Below are 18723 nucleotides of genomic sequence, written 5' to 3'. Positions count from 1 at the left end.
CCGCATCGAGGAGAACTGACGAAGCTTGGACTTCGAGGCCACGTTTTGTTCGGCTCTTCGGTGCCGGCTAAGTGCTTTCTTTGTCGCTTGGCGCGTCTTCGTGCGAGCGACATCGAGCACGGTCTCGTCACGGTCCCACGAGAGGCCGCTCGAAGAATTCGGGCGCTGCTCCGTTGGGGTATCCGTCCCTTCCTGAGGTCCAGTTACACACACGAGCGGTCGGCTCGGGACCAGGCCCGCGGGTTGTGATCGATGCACGGATCGCCGACGACGATTGTGCAGCTCCGATCACGACTCTGGCGGCCAACAGCGCGAAGCGATCGCGTTGCCGATCCACCGACGGCGCAGTCGGCGGCCGACACCGTCGTCCTCACATGCGCGATGGCCGCCTCGCCTATTTCCCTTTGTATGCGGACTCGAGTGCGCGCAGCTCGGTGAGCGCGGCGCCAGGGTCGCACAGCGGTACGGAACGCTCCTGATCGCTCAGGCTCCCGACCGGAATCGAGCCTGGGATCGCGCGCTCCTTCGCAGGGGGGACCACGCACGTGCGCTCACGCTCCTCCGCCTTCGAGATGAGTGCTTGTGCGACGGACGTGGGCACCGCGAGGACTCGACTCTTTCCGGTGGCCGGATCGCTGCAGTCCAGGTGGCCGTCGTCGCGAAGCGTACAGCCCCAAGCTGCAGGGTCCCCTTTTCCGGCGTGGAGGGATCGTCGCCCGACGAGCAGAGGACGCGCCGCATCGGCGGCCGTGGCCGAGCCCGCATCGGCGGCCGTGGCCGAGCCCGCATCGGCGGCCGTGGCCGAGCCCGCATCGGCGATGGTCCCCGCGTCGGTCGGCCCTGCGTCCACAGGGCGATGGCCCCGGTCACAGCCAAACAACGTCGCGAACGCGAGCGGGACGAGGACGAGGACGAGGACTGTCGTGGGGGTGCTCAACGGGTCAGCGGAGAAGCGTACCTGCGTCCGACCTTGGTGGCGAGCTTCCGTATGCAGCGCGACTCGATGAGGGCGCCTCCGTCTGTCGCGCGTTTGTACCGGTACGCAGCCTCATCGGTGATCGCGTTCTTCGTCATCGACACCTTCTCGAGTCGCACCTTCGCTGTCAGTACACCCTTGGGCGCGCCAACCACACCGAAGGGTTGCGGGATGGGGGCGCTCGGGCCGCAGTCGCGATGGGCTGCGCGCTGAAGTGACGTCCGCCATCGTTGTCCGGTGGGCAGGCCTTGTGGCCCTGTCGACGAAGCCGGAGGCAGCAGCTGACCAATCGTGTAGAGCAGCGAGTCCGAACGTTCGCTCGTCGCCTGGGCACCTTGCGGCGCGCTAAGCTCATTCGAGATGAGCGGCTACCGCACTACGCCTCCCCGGTCGGACGTGACAATGTGGTATGGGCCATTCGACTCGCGCTGGTGGCGAGTGATCGTTCCGCTGCTGTGCGCCATTGTCCTCGTTCTCATGGCAGCGAGCGACGATAAGGACATGTTTCGTGGCCTCGAGTGCACGCGCCCCGGCACGTGCGTGGTGTGGCGTGGAAGCGATCGCCACGGGAAATGGCGCGAGCGGACGTTCGACACGGCCTCCATCGAGAGAGCGCAATACCGCCGTACGGTCGGTAAGTCCCCACGCGACCAGCTCCTTCTCATCGATCACGACGACAGCTCGGAGGTGCTCTTCGAGGGACCTGCGGTAGCCCAGTGGCGCGGAGCGATCGAGCGCTACTTCGCCGAGCGGGATGAGACCACGCTGTTGGCTCGCGTCGATCCCGATCCGATGGATATCGTGCCCTTGTCGGCGATGGTCCTCGTCTCGCTACTCACCGCGCTCGTCTTTACCTGGCATGCCTTCCAAGCGCGTGCGCGCTTTCGGATCCAGATCCTGTATGCGCAGGGCGTGGTTCGGCTCGAGCGAATGTTCTTCTCGCGATCGATGAGCGTTCGGGACGTTCCGATCGAAGAGATCGCGTCGGTGACGATCGAGCGCGGTTCGTGGAATGCGCGGTATGGCCACAACGAGCGCGTGCTGCTGGTGACGAAGGACGGCCTCGACGTACCGCTCTGCGCGAGATTCCTCCGCAGCTCGAGTGCCCACGCCACGGCTGCTGCAGAGCTGCGGGATGCGCTCGGTCGTCCGTCGCCGACGGTGTGACGCCGAAGCCTCCTCCTCGCGACGGCAAAGGTGGTTCTCACCGAGACGGGGCGACGTACAGCTCGTCGAAGCCTTGGAGCAGCTGCGCTATCGGGTGAGGAAGGTCTCTCGCCATCGCACGACGGAGCGCGTGATGTCGCCGGTCGAATTTCTCGCGCGGCTTGCCTCGATAGTCGCCCCGCCACGGTTTCGCACTTTTGCGACTGCGTGGGGTTTTTGCTGCGCGTCACGTCTGGCGTGACCGCGTCGTACCAAGACCTCCGGCTCTGCGCGAGGAACTCGAACGACGAGGATGGTCCCGATAGCCGGACGGTGCGATGACGAAGACGTTCGGCGAGGCAACCGCGATGCTGCCGGCTGGTTCGGCGACGATCACCCTGGCCATCGAGAGTCAAACGTCGGTCGAGGTGGAAGCAACGGAATCATGGACCGCTCCCAAAGACGACGTGAGTGCCGAGCAAGCGATCGAAGACGGAGCACGACGGACCGCAGGACAGAAGCTCGATGCGGCGGCGACTAGAGCAAGACCCGCCCGTGCATGCGTACGCTGCTGCGTTGTGCCTGCAACGCCTTGTGGTAGAATTTCGTAGGCGGACGGGAGTAGGGGAACCATGAACCGAATGCTGCATACCGCCTCCGCAGCGAGCCGATTCGCGTCGCTTGCAGGCCTTGCCGTCGTCGTCATCTCCATCGTCGCCTGCTCAAGCCGCGCGGCGACGCCGCCGAACGCTACGAGCGAGGGAGATCGCGCGAACGACGGAGGGCGCCCGAACGAAGCGACCAGTGTCGTGCATGAATCCGTTGACGCGGAGGCGACGTTGCAGCGACCACGGTGAGTGCGCCCGAGCCCGGCCCACCGGCCTCGGAAGCCAAAAGCGCACGACCGGTCGCACGTCCGCGCACGGCAGCTGCGTGCGAGGCCTTGCTTACGAACGCCCAACGCACGATCGACACTGCGCGCGCCAAGGCTAGCGACGCCTGTACGCGCGACGCGGACTGCGTGACGACCACACGTCGCGCGTGTCTATCGGATTGCGGGAGCGATGCCATCGCGCGCTCGTCGTCGGCAGCCTATGGAGCGAAGCTCAGCGAGATCGAGCCATCGTGCCGAGCCTGGTGGGATGCGTCGTGCATGGCGCTCACGCCGAAGCCCACGCCCAGTTGCGGCATCTACCGTCCGGTGTGCGTCGACGGCCATTGCAAGGCCGCGCACGGGCCCGGTCCCGCCACGCGATAGCTCGCCGCGAAGCGTTCGCCGATACGGCACCCTCGCACCGACGACGCGTGGACGGTGATCGCAGGTAAGCTCGGGCGATAGCAGCAAGGACGAAGAAGAGCTCGCCGCGAGCGTCAGAACGAATGAGGCACGGCCGCGTCTCCACGCGGTCACGGCGATCTCTCCGACCCGCTGCAGGCGAGCCGAACGGCGATCGACATGGTTCGCGACAGCTTCCAGCGATGCGCGAAACGTCCGCTTGGAGAACGGCTCGCTGTCTACGCAGCGGGAGGGACGTCGTGCAAGGACATGAGCGAGGAGACGCTCAAGAAGAGTCGCTATCGCGTGATGAAAAGCTTGTGGCTCATGAAGCAGCGACCGCAACCAAAGGCCGACTGAGGGACCGATTTCATCGGGCTTCGACGTTGCTCGAGCCGGTGTTGAACGATTGCTCGATGTCGTTCGCGAGAGCGATATCGTCGTCGCAGACGAAACTCCGAGTTCTATCGCGTCGAGCACGATGCGACCGAACAACGACTTTTCGAAACCTCACACTTGGAGTTTCGGAACCAGCGCACCGGGCGGATATTCCAAATGTCAGACGGCATCGCAGTGCCCGCAGGGAACGTGTGGTACCGATGCCTGCTGCTTGTTATTCACTAGGTCGGTCGCTCATTCTCTAACGAGGACGCTTTGTCGATTTCTTGCGATCTAGAGCAACGGGGACTTGGGTGGCGCAGCCTCGCCGTCGCGAGCTTGACGCTGCTCCTGCTCGCAACGAGCTGTGCAAGCTCTGCCAGCGCGGTCCCTATCCCCGCTCCACGGCCACCGGAGAGCGGGGCATGGTCGGCCGTCGAGTCGGCGGGGCTGCCGGCGATACGAGGTGTCGATGTCGCCGCGTGGGGCACCTCAGAGCTGTTTCTATGGGGCGAATACGCGTCGCGCGGTGCCCTGTATTCGCCCACGACCAACCGTTGGATTCATGCCACGACGGACGGCGGCCCAGGGTACGTAAGTCCGACCGCCGATCACGAAGGCCGCGCGGACCCGAGTGTCGTCTGGCTCGACGACGGCCACGTCCTCGTTTGGGGTGGCCAGGGCTGCGGCGACTTCCATGCAGCTTCGTGCAACGACGCCTTCGTGTATGACGTCGTCAACGATACGTGGTCACGGCGCACGTCGAGCAATCCACCGACGGGGCGCATGAGGCACACGACGGTGTGGACGGGCACCAAGATGGTCGTGTGGGGAGGGACCACGCGGTGGATGGAAGGGAACATGTCGCGTGATGCCGTGCTCGACGACGGCGCCGTCTATGATCCGCAGGCCGACGCATGGCGTGCGATGAGTACGGTCGACATGCCATCCGCGCGCATGGACCAACCTGCGGTGTGGACAGGAGAGAAGATGCTCGTCTGGGGCGGTCGCGTGCCCTTGGAGCTCACCTCGCGAACGGACGGAGCGGCATACGACCTCGAACGTGACGCTTGGTCCGCCATGAGTGCAGTCAATGCCCCCTTTGCTCGTTCGAGTCATTCCGCCGTTTGGACTGGCAAAGAGATGTTGGTATGGGGCGGGCAGACCAAGCTGGCCGGGGCAGAGACGGTGAGCGCGCTCGGCGATGGTGCCGCCTACGACCCCGTGCTCGACCGCTGGAGACCGATCAGCAGCGTGGGCGCACCAAGTCCGCGCGTCGGTCATTGCGCAGTCTGGACCGGAGACAAGATGATCGTCTGGGGAGGCTACGGCGATGGAAACAATCTCGCCGACGGAGGTATCTACGACGTCGCCACCGATACATGGCTGTCGACCCGGCTCGAAGGCGCTCCGGTCGGCCGCGGACTGCACTTCGGCGTGTGGACCGGCTCCTCGCTCATGGTGTGGGGTGGAGACGCCCTCCATATGATCGGCGCCGGCTACGGGGACGGCGGACTCTTCACGCCCTAGGTTGCGTCAGCGAAGCTGGGCCGCCTTGGCGAGGTCCGCGTCGATCTCGCTGAGGATCTGATCCCTCGTCGTCTTCGCGCCGGTGCCTTGGGAGAGGATCGTCATCGTCTTCGCGTCGATGTCGACGTTCCAGGGGAGCGCCGCCGCGTCGTAGAACGGGCCCAAGTTCCTGCTGCCCGGGTCAAGGACGGCCGTGAACCCCGGGAACGCGCTTTTGAACTTGTAGTTGTTCATCCACTTCGCGAGGTCGTCCATCGTCGACGGCATGCCAGGCGTCAGGCCCTCCGCAACGCTGACGATCCAGACGACCTTGCGCGCGTCGAGGTCGGGCTTCATCGGGCCTACCACCTCCATCTCTAGCCGGCAGTTCGTGCTCCAGAGACCAACGGCCTGAATATGGATGAGTTTGATCGTCTTGCCGGTCGGATCGTAGTAGTCGGCGAGCGAAACCGGTTTAGGCCCCTCCGCCCGGTCGCCGTCGGGAAAACCGACGAACTTGTAGTTCTTGATACGCTGGCCCGTCTTCGTTCCGACGTCCTCGGTCGGGTACCACGTCTCGCCCCAGTACTGCGGTTCGCCCGAATCAAGGCCCGCGTCGGACTCGGGGGACGCGCCCGGCGACGACGAGCAGGCAAAAAGCGAGACGAGGACTGCGGGGGCGAGCAGGTTGCGAACGACGCTCATCGGGACCTCGAGCACCATCGCGCGCAAGGTCGGCTCGCGGGCGGGGCGGGGCGGGGACGGAGTAGTAATGGCACGCGCGTTCACCTTTTATGACTTCATCCACTCAAACTGTGTTGGGGACAAAGTATCCTTGTTGGGCACACCGCGCGACGGCGAACGAGGTGTCGTCGTAGAGCCATCGCGTCGCGCCAGGCTACGTCACTTGACCGGGAGTAGCGGTTTGTCGACGAGCTTTCGGAGCGCCATGCCGCCGGGATAGGCGTAGCTCGCGTAGACGCTCCAGCCCCAGATCGTGGCGGTGAAGGGCCCCTCGCTCTTCATACGGTGAAGACCCGTCTGGCAGACTCTGTCGCCGAACGCCTGACCGGGTCCACGATTGCGTTGCAGATCGACGCGCACGAACTCGTAGTTGCCGCGCGTGCCGATCGGGGTCCAGCCCTCGAGGGGGCCCGCGCACTCGAGCCAGACGTCCTCGAACTTGTCCCGCTGCTTGCCGCGAATGACGACGAGTGAGGTCTCGTCGTACGTGGGATCGGCATAGAAGGAGTACGAGCTCCGCCACTGCTCCGCGGGGACGACGTTGACGAACTCCGGATCGCCGGTGCTCATCGTCGGACTACCGTAGTACTTGCCGGCAAGCCCTTGCATGTATGCGGCCACGTAGATCGGGTGCTCCGCATCTTGGGTACGCACGACGAACGGTTCGTCGATGCCCACGGGGAACGTCACGGTGTCGCGTGCGTTCATCTCCGTCGGCGCCCCGGGGGGAATGTTCGGCTCGTATTCGAGGCGCGTGCCGTCGTGTGCGGCGACGATGCGGTACGGCATGAGCTCGTGTGGCGACGCCGTGCGCGGTCGGTAGCCAACTCCGACATATTCGGAGCCCCACTGATCGTACGACGGGATCTGCTGCCATAGCGTGTCGCACGCCGCTCCGACGATCGGGATGTTCGCACACGAGTTTCCGCCGAACATGCTCGTGGGCTTGTTCGAAAGCACGGTGCTCCCTCCGAGCTCCTCGGCCTGAACGATTTGAAAATACTGCCCCTTGTCGAGGGAATATTTGAGCGGTGTGTCGGCAGGACCGCCATTCACGTCGAGGCCGCTCTGGAGCGTCTTGTTGGCGATGATCGTGATTTCGGTTCCGTCCTGCGACGCGACGATTCGCGAAGCCGGCCCGCCGCCTTCCCACCCGTTGACGAGAATGTGCTCCTTGCCCCAAGTGACGACGGGCATGTGGAGCGTAGCCGACGGGACAAAGCTTTTCGCGCCGCCGAATGGAAAGATAGAAACAAGGGATACGGGCGCGCTCGATTTCAGATGGAACGACGAGCCGAATCCGGTGCGCGGCGACGCAGTCCCCGAGTAGACCGCAGGCTTGACCCCGGCCGGGCACGGCACTGGATCGTCTGCATTCAGGGGGATCGCGGGATCGTGGTCGGAGAGGAAGAGGATGACACTCTCGTCGGGCGGGATTGGTCCCGTGTGGGGGATCAGCGTTGCGTCCCCGGGCGTCGTGCGAAACATCGCAGCGGAGAGGTCGAGCGCTTCTCCTCCGCGGTCGAGCGAGATCGTAAGCGGCAATGACGTTGGATTGACGACGAACGCCGCATAACAAGAGTCTTTGCGAGTGGAAATCGTTGGCGGCGATTGAATATAGAACTCGCAGCCATTCGAGCTGTTGTCCTCGGCTGCTGCAGCGCAGGGGTCTTGGCATCTGGCGCCACCGCACGCCTGCTCCTTTGGACAAGTGTCGACCACTTCGCCCGTACACGAACGAATGACCGATCGGCCGTCGAGTGAGCACTGGAACGGGCATTCGCCAGCGTCCACCTCCGGAGGCACCTCGAAGGCGCTCGGGGCCTTGTCGAACGTGTCGCGACCGTTCTCACAGGCGAAGGCCGCGGCGACGAACGCGAGCCCGATGGCGGAGAAGATGCCCGGCGTGATCAGGCGTCTGCTCATGGAAGCACCACCTCTGTCATCGCCAAGCTCTTGCCTCGATTCAGCCCATTTCCGAGCTGACCGTTGAAGTTGCTACCCCAGCAGTACAGCTTGCCGTTCGTGAATAGCGCGCACGTCGTGTTGATCGTCGTCTTCACCTGAGCGACCCGGGCCCCTTCGGGGAGGTCCACCCGCACGGCCCGCGGGACGTACTCTTGAGTGCCATTCCCTGCTTGTCCGCTCTCGTTGAATCCCCAACAGTAGACGCTCCCCGATGCCGCCACGGCGCACCATCGGAAGGGCTTGAACTCGCGTACCTCCGGAAAGACGCTGGCGGCGTCCGTACGCGTCGTGGCGATCTGAACGAGCCGCTCCGGCGCGCCGACCGCCTCGGGAAGCGCCCGCTCGAGGACGGTACCTTTGGTCGGCAGAAGGCGCGCGCCCCAGCAGTACCCGATCCCGTTCGCAACGGCGCACGTGTTGTCGTACGCGGAGTCGATCTGCGTGACGTTCGTGAGCGCGACGAGCTGAGGGAACGGATCGGGAAAGCTCGGCGAGATGCGACCGATGCCCGGGTTGCCACCCCAGCTCAAGACCGAGCCGTCGTCGCGAATGACGAAGGTCGCATTCCCCACTTCCAGAGCGGACGCGAGAGCGCCTTGAGGAAGTGCCGCGCGCTTCGGCTCGCCGCTCGACACTTCGGTCAACGGTCCGAGCTGCCCGAGCGCGTTGCTGCCCCAGCATTGGACGTCACCGCCGACGACGGCGCACGCGGTCGCGAAGCTTCGCGCCACCTTCGTCGCGAGAGGAAGATCGAGCTTCACCGGCGTCGTGTGGGTCGCCGAGACGACCCCACCGTCTTCGCTCCACGAGAAGGGGCCTGTTCCCCAGCACCACACGCTGCCGCTGGTGTCGACGGCGCAGGTGTGATCGAGCGACGTGATGTTCGACAGCCCCACCACTCTGGCCGCCGTCGAGCTGTCGACGAGAGCCTCGCCGACGCCGACGCCCCCGCCCTCGCCGCGCCCGAGCTGACCGGCGCCGTTCGCTCCCCAGCACGCCACGGTGCCATCGTCGAGCAAGGCGCAGAAGCCTTCCCCCTTGTCGTCGATGCTCCGGCCGAGAGTCGTCACGAGGGCGGTCGCGCACGGGCTCGACGCGCACACGACGGGCAGCGGCTTGCCATCGAAGCTGTCCGCGTCGCGGATGCTCGAGTCCGTCGCCGCGTCGATCACCTCCGTCGCATCGCCCTCGTCGCGCCCCGCGTCGGCGATGGGCGGAGCGCTAGGGTCGTCACTGCTCGAAGAGCAGCTCACCGTCGCCGCGGAAGCGGTGAGGATGGAGAGCGCGATCAGGAGCCCAGCGCGATGCGGATCAAGGAGTCTTCTTGTGAAGTGCATAGCGATTCCCGACTGCCCAAAGGTTCTTCGTTGGCGAGGTTGACGAGCCGCGCACCTGATAGAGCGGTTCGTTCAAATAGCGCCCCTGCATCGCGACACTCGTCTTCTCGAGCAACGCGCCGGTGCCCGTCCCCGCCTGCGCGTACGACTCGGGTGTCCCGATGCCGAGGCCGTTCGTCCACGCGTCCGGTTTGATCTCCGAACCGACGACGATTCCGTGCCCGCTGAACCACAAGCGATCGTCGACGCGCACGACGGAGTGAATCAGCGGTGACCACACGCTCACCGGAGGGCTGATCCCGTCCAGATAGTTGTAGCGCGCGACCTTCGCCGTCGTGTCGACGTAGTACCAAGACTGAGCGTTATCGATGATCACGATCGCAGCACCGGGAGCAACGGGGGCGACCGTCGTTGCCCAGCCCGTCGGTTGGATCGGGACGTCGATCATGCCGTATCCGGGGAGCTCGCGCTTGATGCGCGGTTGGATGGTGCCCGGCTTGGTCGTGCACTTGCCGTTCGAATAGGTAAAGTCGAGGATTGCCGAGGTGCCCGAGGGGGTTCGACGGAAGAGCGTCGGACAACCGATGTAGCCCTTCGTTGCGTCGGTCGGGCCATGTCCTCCGACAAACCAGAGCTCATCGCTGCCATTCGGATCGCCGCGTGATGCATTGAAGATGTAGAACGACTCGTTGGTCGGTCCGCTCGGGGCACTCGTCCCTTGGCTGACGAACTCCGAGGTCCACGTCGGCGGTCCGCCGTCTTCGCTCACGCGGCGGAAGACTTGATTGCCGTACCACGCGTAGACGTCGTCGGCCGATGTTCCGATCACGCCGAGCGCCGGCGCGTAGCGCAACAAGGCCCCAGCCGGCACACTCCAGGCACGCCCCGGATCGCGATCGGCAAACACGGGCCCTTCGTACGGGAGGCGTGTCGACTCCCACTTGAACGGCGCCGACACGCTCGCTCGGGTCCCGTGGTAGACGATGCCGGGCGCCGTCGTGAAGTACACCTCGTTCTCGCCCGGCGCATACATCTTGCCGGCGTACTGACCGCTGACGTAGGCGTTCTGCGTGTCGTCGTCGATATACGACCAGGCCTGCGCGGCCTCCGTCCACTCGAGCACTTTCGTCCCGAGCGTGTCGCTCTGGGCGACCGCGAAGGCGCGGTCGACGAACGGCCAGACGTCGATGAACGTCAAGTTCGGATCGGGGAGCTTCGTCTCACACCAACCGAAGTCGTTGCAAGCCGACCAGACAGGGACGGACACGTCCGGTCCCGTCGCGGCGTCGACCACTTCCGGTGATGAAGCATCGACGATCGTGGCGACGCCGTCGACGCCGTCGACGCCGGCATCGAGGTCGAGCGAGGCGGTTTCTTCTTCCGACGTCGCGCAGGCAACGACGGCAGCCAGCGTCGCCGCTGCACCTGCGAGCAAAACGTTGCGTCTCATCGCTTCCCTCCGAGGGAGAGAAGGACTCCCTGGCCTCCGATCCATACTTTTCCAGGCTCTGGCACCCACACCGAGAGAAGCTCCGGTCGACGACGAGCCAGCCCGGCCACCTTTATCCGCGACCATGTCGCTCCGTCGTAGTGAAGGACCACGCCTCGATCACCGACGGCCCAGACGTCGGACGAAGACGAGCCTGCGATGGCATGGAGGTGCTCCTGCGTCGGCACCTCCGCCACTTGCCAACCGAACGTCGCCCCGACGTTGTGGATGACCAAGCCGCGCGCGCCGACGGCCCACGCCTCCGTGTCGGAGACGGCCCAAACGCCGCTGAGCGTCGACCAGGTGAGCGCGTTCATCACCTGCACCGTTGGCGACTCGCCGTCGGCGTTCGTGATTCGAATTGCCGTGCCGGTCTCTCCGACGCCCCACACGACGTTCGGAGTCGCTCCGTCGAGACCTCTGAGCCACGTGCACGGCAGGGTCTTGCAAGTCGACGTGAGCACCCCCGTCTTCGGCGTGAGCGTCGTCCCGTCCGCGTTGATGCGCCACACTTCGGTGTTGGTTGCCACCCACATCGCATTCGAACCAGTCCGGCCCCACGCGGCGGTGACGTAGCTGCTCGCGCCCGACGGTGGAGTCACCTTGCCTCGCTCGGCCCAACCGTCCGGCGATGGATTGTCTTCGCCCGTGCCGAGAGCACGGGTGAACACTCGGTCGAGGGTGCCAAACGTGAGCTCCCCGCCGCCCGCGAGCCACACGTAACGGAGCGACTCCGTCGTGCCGACATCGACGGTCTTCCACTCGATTCCGTCGAAGTGCGCGGCCATGCCGATCGTCCCGACAAGCCATGCGTCCGTCGCCGAGCGAGCTCGAATCGTATGGAGGCTCGTACGCCAGTCGGCTCCCGTGGATGGATCGGGACCGAACAGGCCGCTCGGGCAGAGCGCTCCTGGCTCACACTCGGCCGGGAAGAACTCGCAATCGCCATCGGCGCAAGCGTCATCTCCACCGTCCGCGCCATCCGCACTGTCCGGTTCACCAGCATCGGGCTCGGGAACGACATTCTCCGTCGCCTCGGGGGCAGGGTTGTCGTCGTCGTTGCCCGCGCACGCCGCCACGAATGACGTGGCCAGAGTGCAGGCGAAGCTGGCGACCACGATCGACGTGTGACGCCATCCATTCATCGGGTCACCTCGCCGGCGTCGGCTTGATCACATGGCTCGACCACACATTTGCCCGCCACGCAGGCTTGACCCATCGTCAGATCACACGTGATGCCGCACCCACCGCAGTTCCGCGGATCGCTGTTCGTGTCGATTTCGCAGCCGTCGTTTCGCGAGCCGTTGCAGTCTGCAGCGCCATTCGTACAACGAAATAGGCATCGTCCGTAATCGCATATCGACGTCGAGTAGCCGTCGCCGATGAACGATCCACAGTCCACGCCGCAGGCACCGCAGTTGTATTGGTCACTGCGGACGTCCACGCAGCTCCCCTTCGGTATGCCGTTCACCTCACCCGTTTGGCAGAACGTCAGGCCCTCCTCGCAGAGGCACGCCAGCTTGTTGGATACGGCATCCACTGCGCACTTCTGGCCAGCACCACACTTGTTGCCGCAAGCCCCGCAGTTGTCGTCCGCGATCGTCGACGTCTCGCAACCGTTCTCGATGTCACCATCACAGTTGCCGAAGCCGGCTTTGCATTTGACCTTGCCGCACTGACTCGACGCGCATCCGTAATAGGAATTGGCGTACTGCGGAGCGTCTGGCCCCCCGGTCCGATCGCACGCATTGTTGCAAGCACCGCAATGACTGTCGTCGTCGACCACGTCCTTGCATCCCTGGCAATCGAGCTTGCCCGGAGGACATCCACAGGCGACCGTCGTGAACGTGTCGTCCTGATATCGGCACGACTCCCCGACGGCACAGACCACGCCACATCCACCGCAACTGGTCGGATTGATCGTGCGACTCTCACATCCGTTGTCGACGATGCCGTCACAATCGAGCGCGCCCGAGGTGCACGACATCGTGCACGCGCCCTCGTTGCACACGAACGTCGCGCCCGGGCCGCCGCGTGAGCAGTCCAATCCACACCCTCCGCAGTTATGCGGATCGGATGCAATGTTGGTGTCGCACGGGAAGCGCGAATCCGGACACGTCATCCACCCGGGAGGGCACTTGTTCGACGGGCAGTAGTTGGTGAGTCCCCGCGCGTCGGGCGTCGCATCCGAGCCCGCGTCCAGGGCAGCGAATACCGGCGGAGGCTCGCCGATCTCGGCCCCGAGGCGCTCCTGAGTGCGCGAGCAGCCCCATGCCATGACCGTCGCCGCGGCTGTGAAGACGGCCACCACGTTAGAAGTTTTCATTGCTCACTCGCAGCTCGCGAACGGATTGGAGAGACGTCCTCGCGCAGGGAACGCAGGATCTCGGATGGCTTCGTTGAAGAGAGCGGTCGCCTTCGAAGTAGGACGACCGCTAGTGCGGATGGCGCTCGAGCGCCTGCTGGATGCGCCCCACGTGAGGCGACGACGGGAAGCGCTCTTCGAAGGCGCGTGCGCGTGCGCGCGCCTGGTCGATGCGACCGAGCTGAACGAGGGCTTCGATGGCGATCCGCTCTCGCTCTTGAACGAGCGTGCCCGTCGGACACCGGCGTTCATGCTCGCGCGCGGTGGCGAGCGCGGACTCCGGCTTCCCGTTGCGAAGCTCGGTGTCGGCGGCATCGACGAGCATGACGTCGTCGCAGCGCGGGACGGCGCCTGCGGGAGCCGGAGCCTTTTCAATGTTCGCGCTCGGCAGAGCCTCGACCGAAAGCGTCGGCAGGACCGGGAGCGCCGGCGGATCCGAAGGCGGAGTCGGTTGGCGCTCCGCCGCCGTCGGCACCGGCGCGGTGGCTCCGGCCTGTTCGTGCGTGGTGGGAGCGACGGCAACCGTCTTCGAGAGGGTGCCTGAGGCGAGCACGCCCGTGACGATCACGGCCATGGCCAGCCCTAGCCAACGTGTCGGCTGCACGGCGGACGGGCTGCTCCGAAGGAGGGGACCCAGCCGATCGGCGAGCTCCTCCATCTTGCCCTCGGGAAGAGGCACGGACTGCTGCGCACGGATGATGTCGCGCATGTAGGCGGCCTTGGGCGAGGGGGCATCCTCGAGATCGACGAAGCGGATCGGTTCACGGCTCATTTGACGTCTCTTCGTGCGCGAAGGCGGTCGAGGGCGGCATCCACCGCTTCGCGCGCGGCCCGAAGCCGGGAGTAGGCGGTCTGGACTGGGCACCCGAGCGACGCGGCGACCTCTTGCATCGGCAGGCCTTCGAGCTCGAAGAGCACGAACACCGCACGCTTGTCGTCGTCGAGCTCGTCGAGGATCGCGTACAAGATCCGACGCGCCTGCTGTTCGCCGAGGTGCTCGGCGGGAGTCATCGTGTCGATGGTCTCCGGTACTTCATCGGTGGCGATCTCGCGTGTCCGGCTCGCTCGACGCCGGAAGTCCTTCGCCACACGTACGCAGATCCCGTAGACCCACGAGCGGAGGGTGCCGCGCTCTTCGTACGTCGCGAGCCTCCGATGAATGACGACGAACACCTCCTGGAAGGCGTCGTCCACATCGGACGCGCCCACCCCGAGACTTCGCAGCATCGTGTAGACGAACTGGCCGTAGCTGCGAAAGATCGCGGCGATATCGTAGGCCTCGCTCATTGGGAGCGCTGCAGCGAGATCCTTTTCGGGGCTGGGGAGCGAAGCGGCCCGCACAGGGAGCAGTGGCCCGTACGCACCTTCATTATTACAAAATCGTGAAGAGCCCGCTCACTCCGAGGAACCCGATGACCGCGCCGGTGGAATACAGCCGCTCAGGCCTCCCCTCGGTGCTATCGAAGTAGAAGTCTCGCCCCGCCACGGGCGCCGTCATGCCCAGCTCCAGGCGCGCTGCGCGCGCGCTGTCTCGAAGCTGAACCGCAAGCGCGGAGACCGGGCCGGCGAGCGATCGCCACGAACTGTCCCGCTCTCGGAGCCCGACCGCATGAGGGACGACGGCCCCCCAGAACGCGCCGCCACACGCGTCGATCCTGATCCCGATCCCGCGTCGCTCGGTCAGCGCCAGACATACGCGGAGCTGCTGATCGACCGCGGATAGGGTTCCGTGGACCGTCCGGGTGGCGAACGACTGCGGGAGCGAATACCCGCCGCTCCACTCGAAGCTCCAACGCGAGCTCGGCAGCTCCAGCCTGGCGACAGCTCGCGTCGCTGCGCTCACGGAAGGTAAAAGGCCGACGGCAGCGGATCCCCCAAGCCCGAGCGACAGCTCCGGCGATCGCCGCGGCTCTTCGGGCACGTTCTTGCCAGATGGCCGGCGCCTCGGCGTCGATGGCGGTATGCGTATCACGCGCGCGGACGGTTCGGTCTCCGCACGTTCCGCGCGTTCCTCGGGCCGTGCACCGTGATCGACGGTGCGTTCGCTCTCGCCGCCGCGCTCCACCTCGGGTTCGCGCTCTTCGGGCGGCCTCGCGAAGAGCGCGACGACGATTCCGGTGGCTCGAATCAAACGAGGGCAGGTCTCCGCGTCGATGTCCCGCGAGCCGAGGACGACGCCGTCACGACGTCTCTCCCGCACCCGCGCTCGAAGGCGGGCGCCCGAGGAGACCTCCTCTCCTTCGATGACGATGTCGGCGCGCTCTCGATCGACGAACGGATCTCGCCCGAGCTTCTCCTTCACGACAGCGCGCAGCGCTGCCTCCGTCACGCATGCCGTCGCACCGGATCGTTCGCGCCATGACAGCGCGAACGACGGATCCGCGCGCGCCGGCGTCGATGCGAGTCCTGCTGCCAGCGCGATGAGGACCGCGACTCCGCACGTCCTCCACCGCCGTGCAGCATGGTGGCAGCACATTCGATCATACTACATCAGGTCGAGCGCAATCCGCCGGGCCGTTCCGCATGAGGTCTGCAGGACTCGATGCTCACGACGCGGATCCTTCGCTGATGACGGTGCAACGGCGACGGCCATCGATCAGGCTGTTCACGAGCAGCCATCGTTGTTTCCCGAGGAGTCCAACGGCGTGGAGAAGATCGCGGCGCTTCTCATCGCGCTCGCGTGGGCAGAGTCGACTCGACGTTCAAGCCGAACGCGGTGGGCCGTAACGGCGGTGCGCGGGCTCTATCAAATCGGCGGTCACGGCGATCTCTCCGATCCGCGGAAGGCGAGCCGAACGGCCAAAGGCCGACGGAAGGACCACAGCGAAGCGTGGTCTGCGCCGGGCATACCTTGAATTGCCTTGGCGTAAGCTCCGCGGTGAGCGCGTGTCGATGGCCATCCTGCCTGCAAACGCGCGCTTCAAGGCTGTCTTCGGCGACGCCTCGTGCTTTGCTTCGGCCCGAGCGGCGTGCGTCAGAGCGGGCAAAAGAGGAGGGCGACGCGGCGGCTTGCGGTGAGCGCGGCGGTCGTGGTCGCCATCGCCCTCGCGAGCTCGGATTCGCGGGCCGCAGAGCCCGGGCCAGTGGCGCTCCGCATCTCGGAGTCCTTTCACGAAGGCTGTCCGAAGGAGCCGAGTACGATGGAGCGCTTGGCGCTGCATCATGCTCGTGTGCGGCCCGCGCTTCCGGACGAGGCGGCCGTCGACCTCGTGTTTCGGATCGAGAAGCACGGCGCGGTCAGCGATGGGACCGTCGTTCTCTCTGCCGGCGGGGTGAGCGTGGACCGCTCGGCGTCCTCGATATCGTGTGCGGACGTCATCACCGCCTTGACGATGATGGCTGCCATCGCGCTCGAGGAAGAGATCGCGCTCGAGCACGAAGTGGAGCCGCCCGCGGCTGAAGGAGAGGAAGCTCCTCGCGCGCCCGCGACGGGCCAAGCTCTGACGACGGCGAAAGCTGCGAGGCCGCCAGCCGTGCGCACACCTCGGGTCGCAGCCGTGCGCCGCGCCCGGAGCGAGCGCCTATCCGCGGCGATGGGCGCAGGCTTCGAGGTCAACGGGAATCGAGGGGCTCTCCCGCTCGCGACGTGGTTCGCGCAGCTTGCGTTCCCGGCGCGGTTCGAGCCGATGCTTCGCTTGGGGATCGCGCGAAGTCTGAGAGAACGCATCGTCTCTCCGCTCGGACACGTCTCGGTCCGGTGGACCGAACTGACGATGTCCAATTGCGTCGATCTGCTACGGCACGATGTTCTTCGCATCGGGCCTTGCGTCAACGTAGAGCTTGGCCGCCTCGAGGCGAGTGTCGTCGCGCCGCTTCCGGTGGTGTCCTTCTCCTATCTTTGGCTGACCTTGGGCGCCTCCGCCAGGGCGACGTGGCGACTCTCTCCGAGCTTCTCCATCGAGATGATGGTTGGCGCACGGGCGCCCGTGACGCGGACGGACCTTTATTTCGAGCCCTATGAAGACCCGGTCGCCTATCGGGCACCGCGGGTGTCCCCCTTTGCGGCCGTGGGATTCGTCGCTCACGTGTTTTAAAATCGGCCTCGAGCTCGACCGCTGCATCGCTGGCCCAAGAAAGTGCCTGCGGGGTGAAGATTTCTGACGCTCGTTCTCCAGTCCGGGACATTGGTGCCGACGGAGGAAGAGGTCGTGGTTGCAGTGCCCGGGATCGTGAGTCCGGCGTCCGCCGATGCGGATGCTTCCTTGAAGCGGGATCGTTCGGCAGACGAACGCCTGCGCCGGATCGCGCTCGAGCACTACGACTTCGCGTGGCGTTCGCTGCGGAGGCTCGGTATCGCGCCGCCTGAGACGGATGACGCGACGCAACAAGTTTTCATCATCTTGTCGCGCAAACTCGACCAGATCGAACCTGGCAAAGAGCGCACGTTCGTCTTCGGCATCGCGGTGCGCGTCGCCGCCAACGTTCGGCGTGCGCACGCGAAGCGTCGAGAGGTGCCGGAAGTGGAAGCTCCGGCCTCGCCGTTCGTCGTTCCGGCCGCCGAAGCTCGTCTCGATCGCGTCGAAGCCCGCACGGCGCTCGACGAAATCATCGCCAGCATGTCCGAAGAGCGTCGGGAGGTCTTCATCCTATCCGCGCTCGAGGAGCTATCCACCTCGGAAATTGCGGCGGTCCTGCAGCTCCCGCTCAGCACCGTCGTCTCGCGCCTGAGGCGTGCCCGGGAAGACCTCCGCGCCGGCATCGCTCGGCTTCGCGCGCGAAGGCAAGGAGTCTGACGTGTCTCTCTTCGATGACGAATCGCTCGATTGGAGTGACGGCGATCCGCTGCAGCGAGACGTGCTCGACGCAGCTCGCGAGGACGTGCCTCCTGCCGGCGCACGAGAAAAGATGTTCGCGGCGCTCGATCTGGCGCCAGCCGCTTCGCAGGTGCGCGCGTTTTCGTGGCGTGCCCTCGGCGGGCGGGCGCTCTACCCCTTGGGCGCCGCGCTCGTCATCGGGGCCGGTGCAGCAGCGTTCTCGGGCATGTCCGCGAACGCTCCTCCGCGCTCTGACAGCCGGACCGTGCGGGCTGTCGATTCGGTCGTGGCGACGGCCGCGGCGTCGAGCGGCGAGCCGGCGGAGCCCGCCGTGGTGCCTTCCGCTGCGTCGCCGAGCGCCGAGCCCGACGTGAACCCGCCGGTGCATCGTTCCCCTCGTATGGCCCGAAAGAGCGTCACCACGACGGTCGCTTCCTCCGAGCGCCCGCTGGAATCGACGCTCGGCCGCGAGATCGCCCGCATGAGAGAAGCTCGCGCAGCGCTCGCCGCAAACGACGCCGAGCGCACGTTGCTCCTCCTCGACGCGTACGACGCAGAGTTCACCGAAGGCGCCTTCTCGGTGGAAGTCGCGGTGATCCGCATCGAGGCGCTCGCGCGCAGCGGAAGAGTCCGCGAGGCGCGTCTCTTGGGGGATCGCTTTCTGACTCAACACCCTCGTGGGCTGTTTGCGAATCGTGTCGCCGTGATCCTGCGCGGTCTCACTTCGGCCGAATAGGAATCTGCGTTCACGTCCTCTCGTCGATCGCGCCACGGCGTCTTT

At 65.7% G+C, this 18723-nt stretch carries 17 protein-coding genes; 7 read left to right on the top strand and 10 right to left on the bottom strand.

Annotation, left to right across the window (positions count from 1 at the left end; all coding sequences use genetic code 11):
• Nucleotides 1-394: 394 nt before the first annotated feature.
• The gene (locus tag AKJ09_RS10550) at nucleotides 395-937 is read right to left on the bottom strand and encodes a hypothetical protein (RefSeq protein WP_146647071.1); all 543 of its coding nucleotides are present in this window, start codon (nucleotides 935-937) and stop codon (nucleotides 395-397) included.
• Between the two features lie 540 nt (nucleotides 938-1477).
• On the opposite strand from AKJ09_RS10550, the gene AKJ09_RS10545 reads away from it, so the two are divergent.
• From AKJ09_RS10545 to AKJ09_RS10525, 4 genes are all read left to right on the top strand, one after another.
• A complete protein-coding gene (locus tag AKJ09_RS10545; RefSeq protein ID WP_146647070.1) occupies nucleotides 1478-2143 on the top strand; it encodes a hypothetical protein in 666 nt (221 codons plus the stop codon).
• Between the two features lie 1000 nt (nucleotides 2144-3143).
• The gene (locus tag AKJ09_RS10535; RefSeq protein ID WP_146647068.1) at nucleotides 3144-3380 is read left to right on the top strand and encodes a hypothetical protein; all 237 of its coding nucleotides are present in this window, start codon (nucleotides 3144-3146) and stop codon (nucleotides 3378-3380) included.
• A 198-nt stretch (nucleotides 3381-3578) separates the two neighbouring features.
• Nucleotides 3579-3758, top strand: a complete 180-nt coding sequence (locus AKJ09_RS10530; protein WP_146647067.1) for a hypothetical protein — start codon at nucleotides 3579-3581, stop codon at nucleotides 3756-3758.
• Between the two features lie 357 nt (nucleotides 3759-4115).
• The gene (locus AKJ09_RS10525; RefSeq protein WP_169927429.1) at nucleotides 4116-5306 is read left to right on the top strand and encodes a Kelch repeat-containing protein; all 1191 of its coding nucleotides are present in this window, start codon (nucleotides 4116-4118) and stop codon (nucleotides 5304-5306) included.
• A gap of 6 nt (nucleotides 5307-5312) precedes the next feature.
• On the opposite strand, the gene AKJ09_RS10520 is transcribed toward AKJ09_RS10525, so the two are convergent.
• From AKJ09_RS10520 to AKJ09_RS10480, 9 genes are all read right to left on the bottom strand, one after another.
• Nucleotides 5313-5990, bottom strand: coding sequence for a hypothetical protein (locus AKJ09_RS10520; protein WP_146647065.1), 678 nt, complete (start codon nucleotides 5988-5990; stop codon nucleotides 5313-5315).
• 198 nt (nucleotides 5991-6188) lie between these two features.
• On the bottom strand, nucleotides 6189-7955 hold the full coding sequence (locus AKJ09_RS10515) for an IgGFc-binding protein (protein ID WP_146647064.1): 1767 nt from the start codon (nucleotides 7953-7955) through the stop codon (nucleotides 6189-6191).
• Nucleotides 7952-9250: an RCC1 domain-containing protein gene (locus AKJ09_RS10510; protein WP_205633672.1), complete on the bottom strand. Its 1299-nt coding sequence runs from the start codon at nucleotides 9248-9250 to the stop codon at nucleotides 7952-7954. Before AKJ09_RS10510 ends, AKJ09_RS10515 begins: the two co-directional genes overlap by 4 nt.
• 58 nt (nucleotides 9251-9308) lie before the next feature.
• The gene (locus AKJ09_RS10505; RefSeq protein WP_146647062.1) at nucleotides 9309-10784 is read right to left on the bottom strand and encodes a hypothetical protein; all 1476 of its coding nucleotides are present in this window, start codon (nucleotides 10782-10784) and stop codon (nucleotides 9309-9311) included.
• A complete protein-coding gene (locus AKJ09_RS10500; RefSeq protein WP_146647061.1) occupies nucleotides 10781-11968 on the bottom strand; it encodes a beta propeller repeat protein in 1188 nt (395 codons plus the stop codon). The genes AKJ09_RS10505 and AKJ09_RS10500 overlap by 4 nt, the downstream gene beginning before the upstream one ends.
• Complete coding sequence (locus tag AKJ09_RS10495; protein WP_146647060.1) at nucleotides 11965-13149, bottom strand: hypothetical protein; 1185 nt, start codon at nucleotides 13147-13149, stop codon at nucleotides 11965-11967. Before AKJ09_RS10495 ends, AKJ09_RS10500 begins: the two co-directional genes overlap by 4 nt.
• Before the next feature lie 109 nt (nucleotides 13150-13258).
• Entirely contained in the window at nucleotides 13259-13960 is a 702-nt protein-coding gene (locus AKJ09_RS10490; protein ID WP_146647059.1) for a hypothetical protein, read from the bottom strand.
• Nucleotides 13957-14475, bottom strand: coding sequence for an RNA polymerase sigma factor (locus tag AKJ09_RS10485; protein WP_146647058.1), 519 nt, complete (start codon nucleotides 14473-14475; stop codon nucleotides 13957-13959). Before AKJ09_RS10485 ends, AKJ09_RS10490 begins: the two co-directional genes overlap by 4 nt.
• 85 nt (nucleotides 14476-14560) lie before the next feature.
• Complete coding sequence (locus tag AKJ09_RS10480) at nucleotides 14561-15664, bottom strand: hypothetical protein (RefSeq protein WP_146647057.1); 1104 nt, start codon at nucleotides 15662-15664, stop codon at nucleotides 14561-14563.
• Between the two features lie 538 nt (nucleotides 15665-16202).
• Here AKJ09_RS10480 and AKJ09_RS10475 point away from each other — a divergent pair.
• From AKJ09_RS10475 to AKJ09_RS10465, 3 genes are all read left to right on the top strand, one after another.
• Nucleotides 16203-17222 (top strand): hypothetical protein, encoded by a 1020-nt coding sequence (locus tag AKJ09_RS10475; RefSeq protein ID WP_146647056.1) that lies wholly within the window; start codon nucleotides 16203-16205, stop codon nucleotides 17220-17222.
• A gap of 114 nt (nucleotides 17223-17336) precedes the next feature.
• Nucleotides 17337-17921: an RNA polymerase sigma factor gene (locus AKJ09_RS10470; protein WP_169927428.1), complete on the top strand. Its 585-nt coding sequence runs from the start codon at nucleotides 17337-17339 to the stop codon at nucleotides 17919-17921.
• Between the two features lies 1 nt (nucleotide 17922).
• The gene (locus tag AKJ09_RS10465) at nucleotides 17923-18678 is read left to right on the top strand and encodes a hypothetical protein (RefSeq protein ID WP_146647054.1); all 756 of its coding nucleotides are present in this window, start codon (nucleotides 17923-17925) and stop codon (nucleotides 18676-18678) included.
• Nucleotides 18679-18723 lie beyond the last annotated feature (45 nt).

It is taken from the genome of Labilithrix luteola (assembly GCF_001263205.1).
In the GTDB taxonomy this organism is placed as follows: Bacteria; Myxococcota_A; Polyangia; order Polyangiales; family Polyangiaceae; genus Labilithrix; species Labilithrix luteola.
Note: the sequence above shows the minus strand (reverse complement) of the source record. Positions and strands in the feature narration are given on the sequence as shown.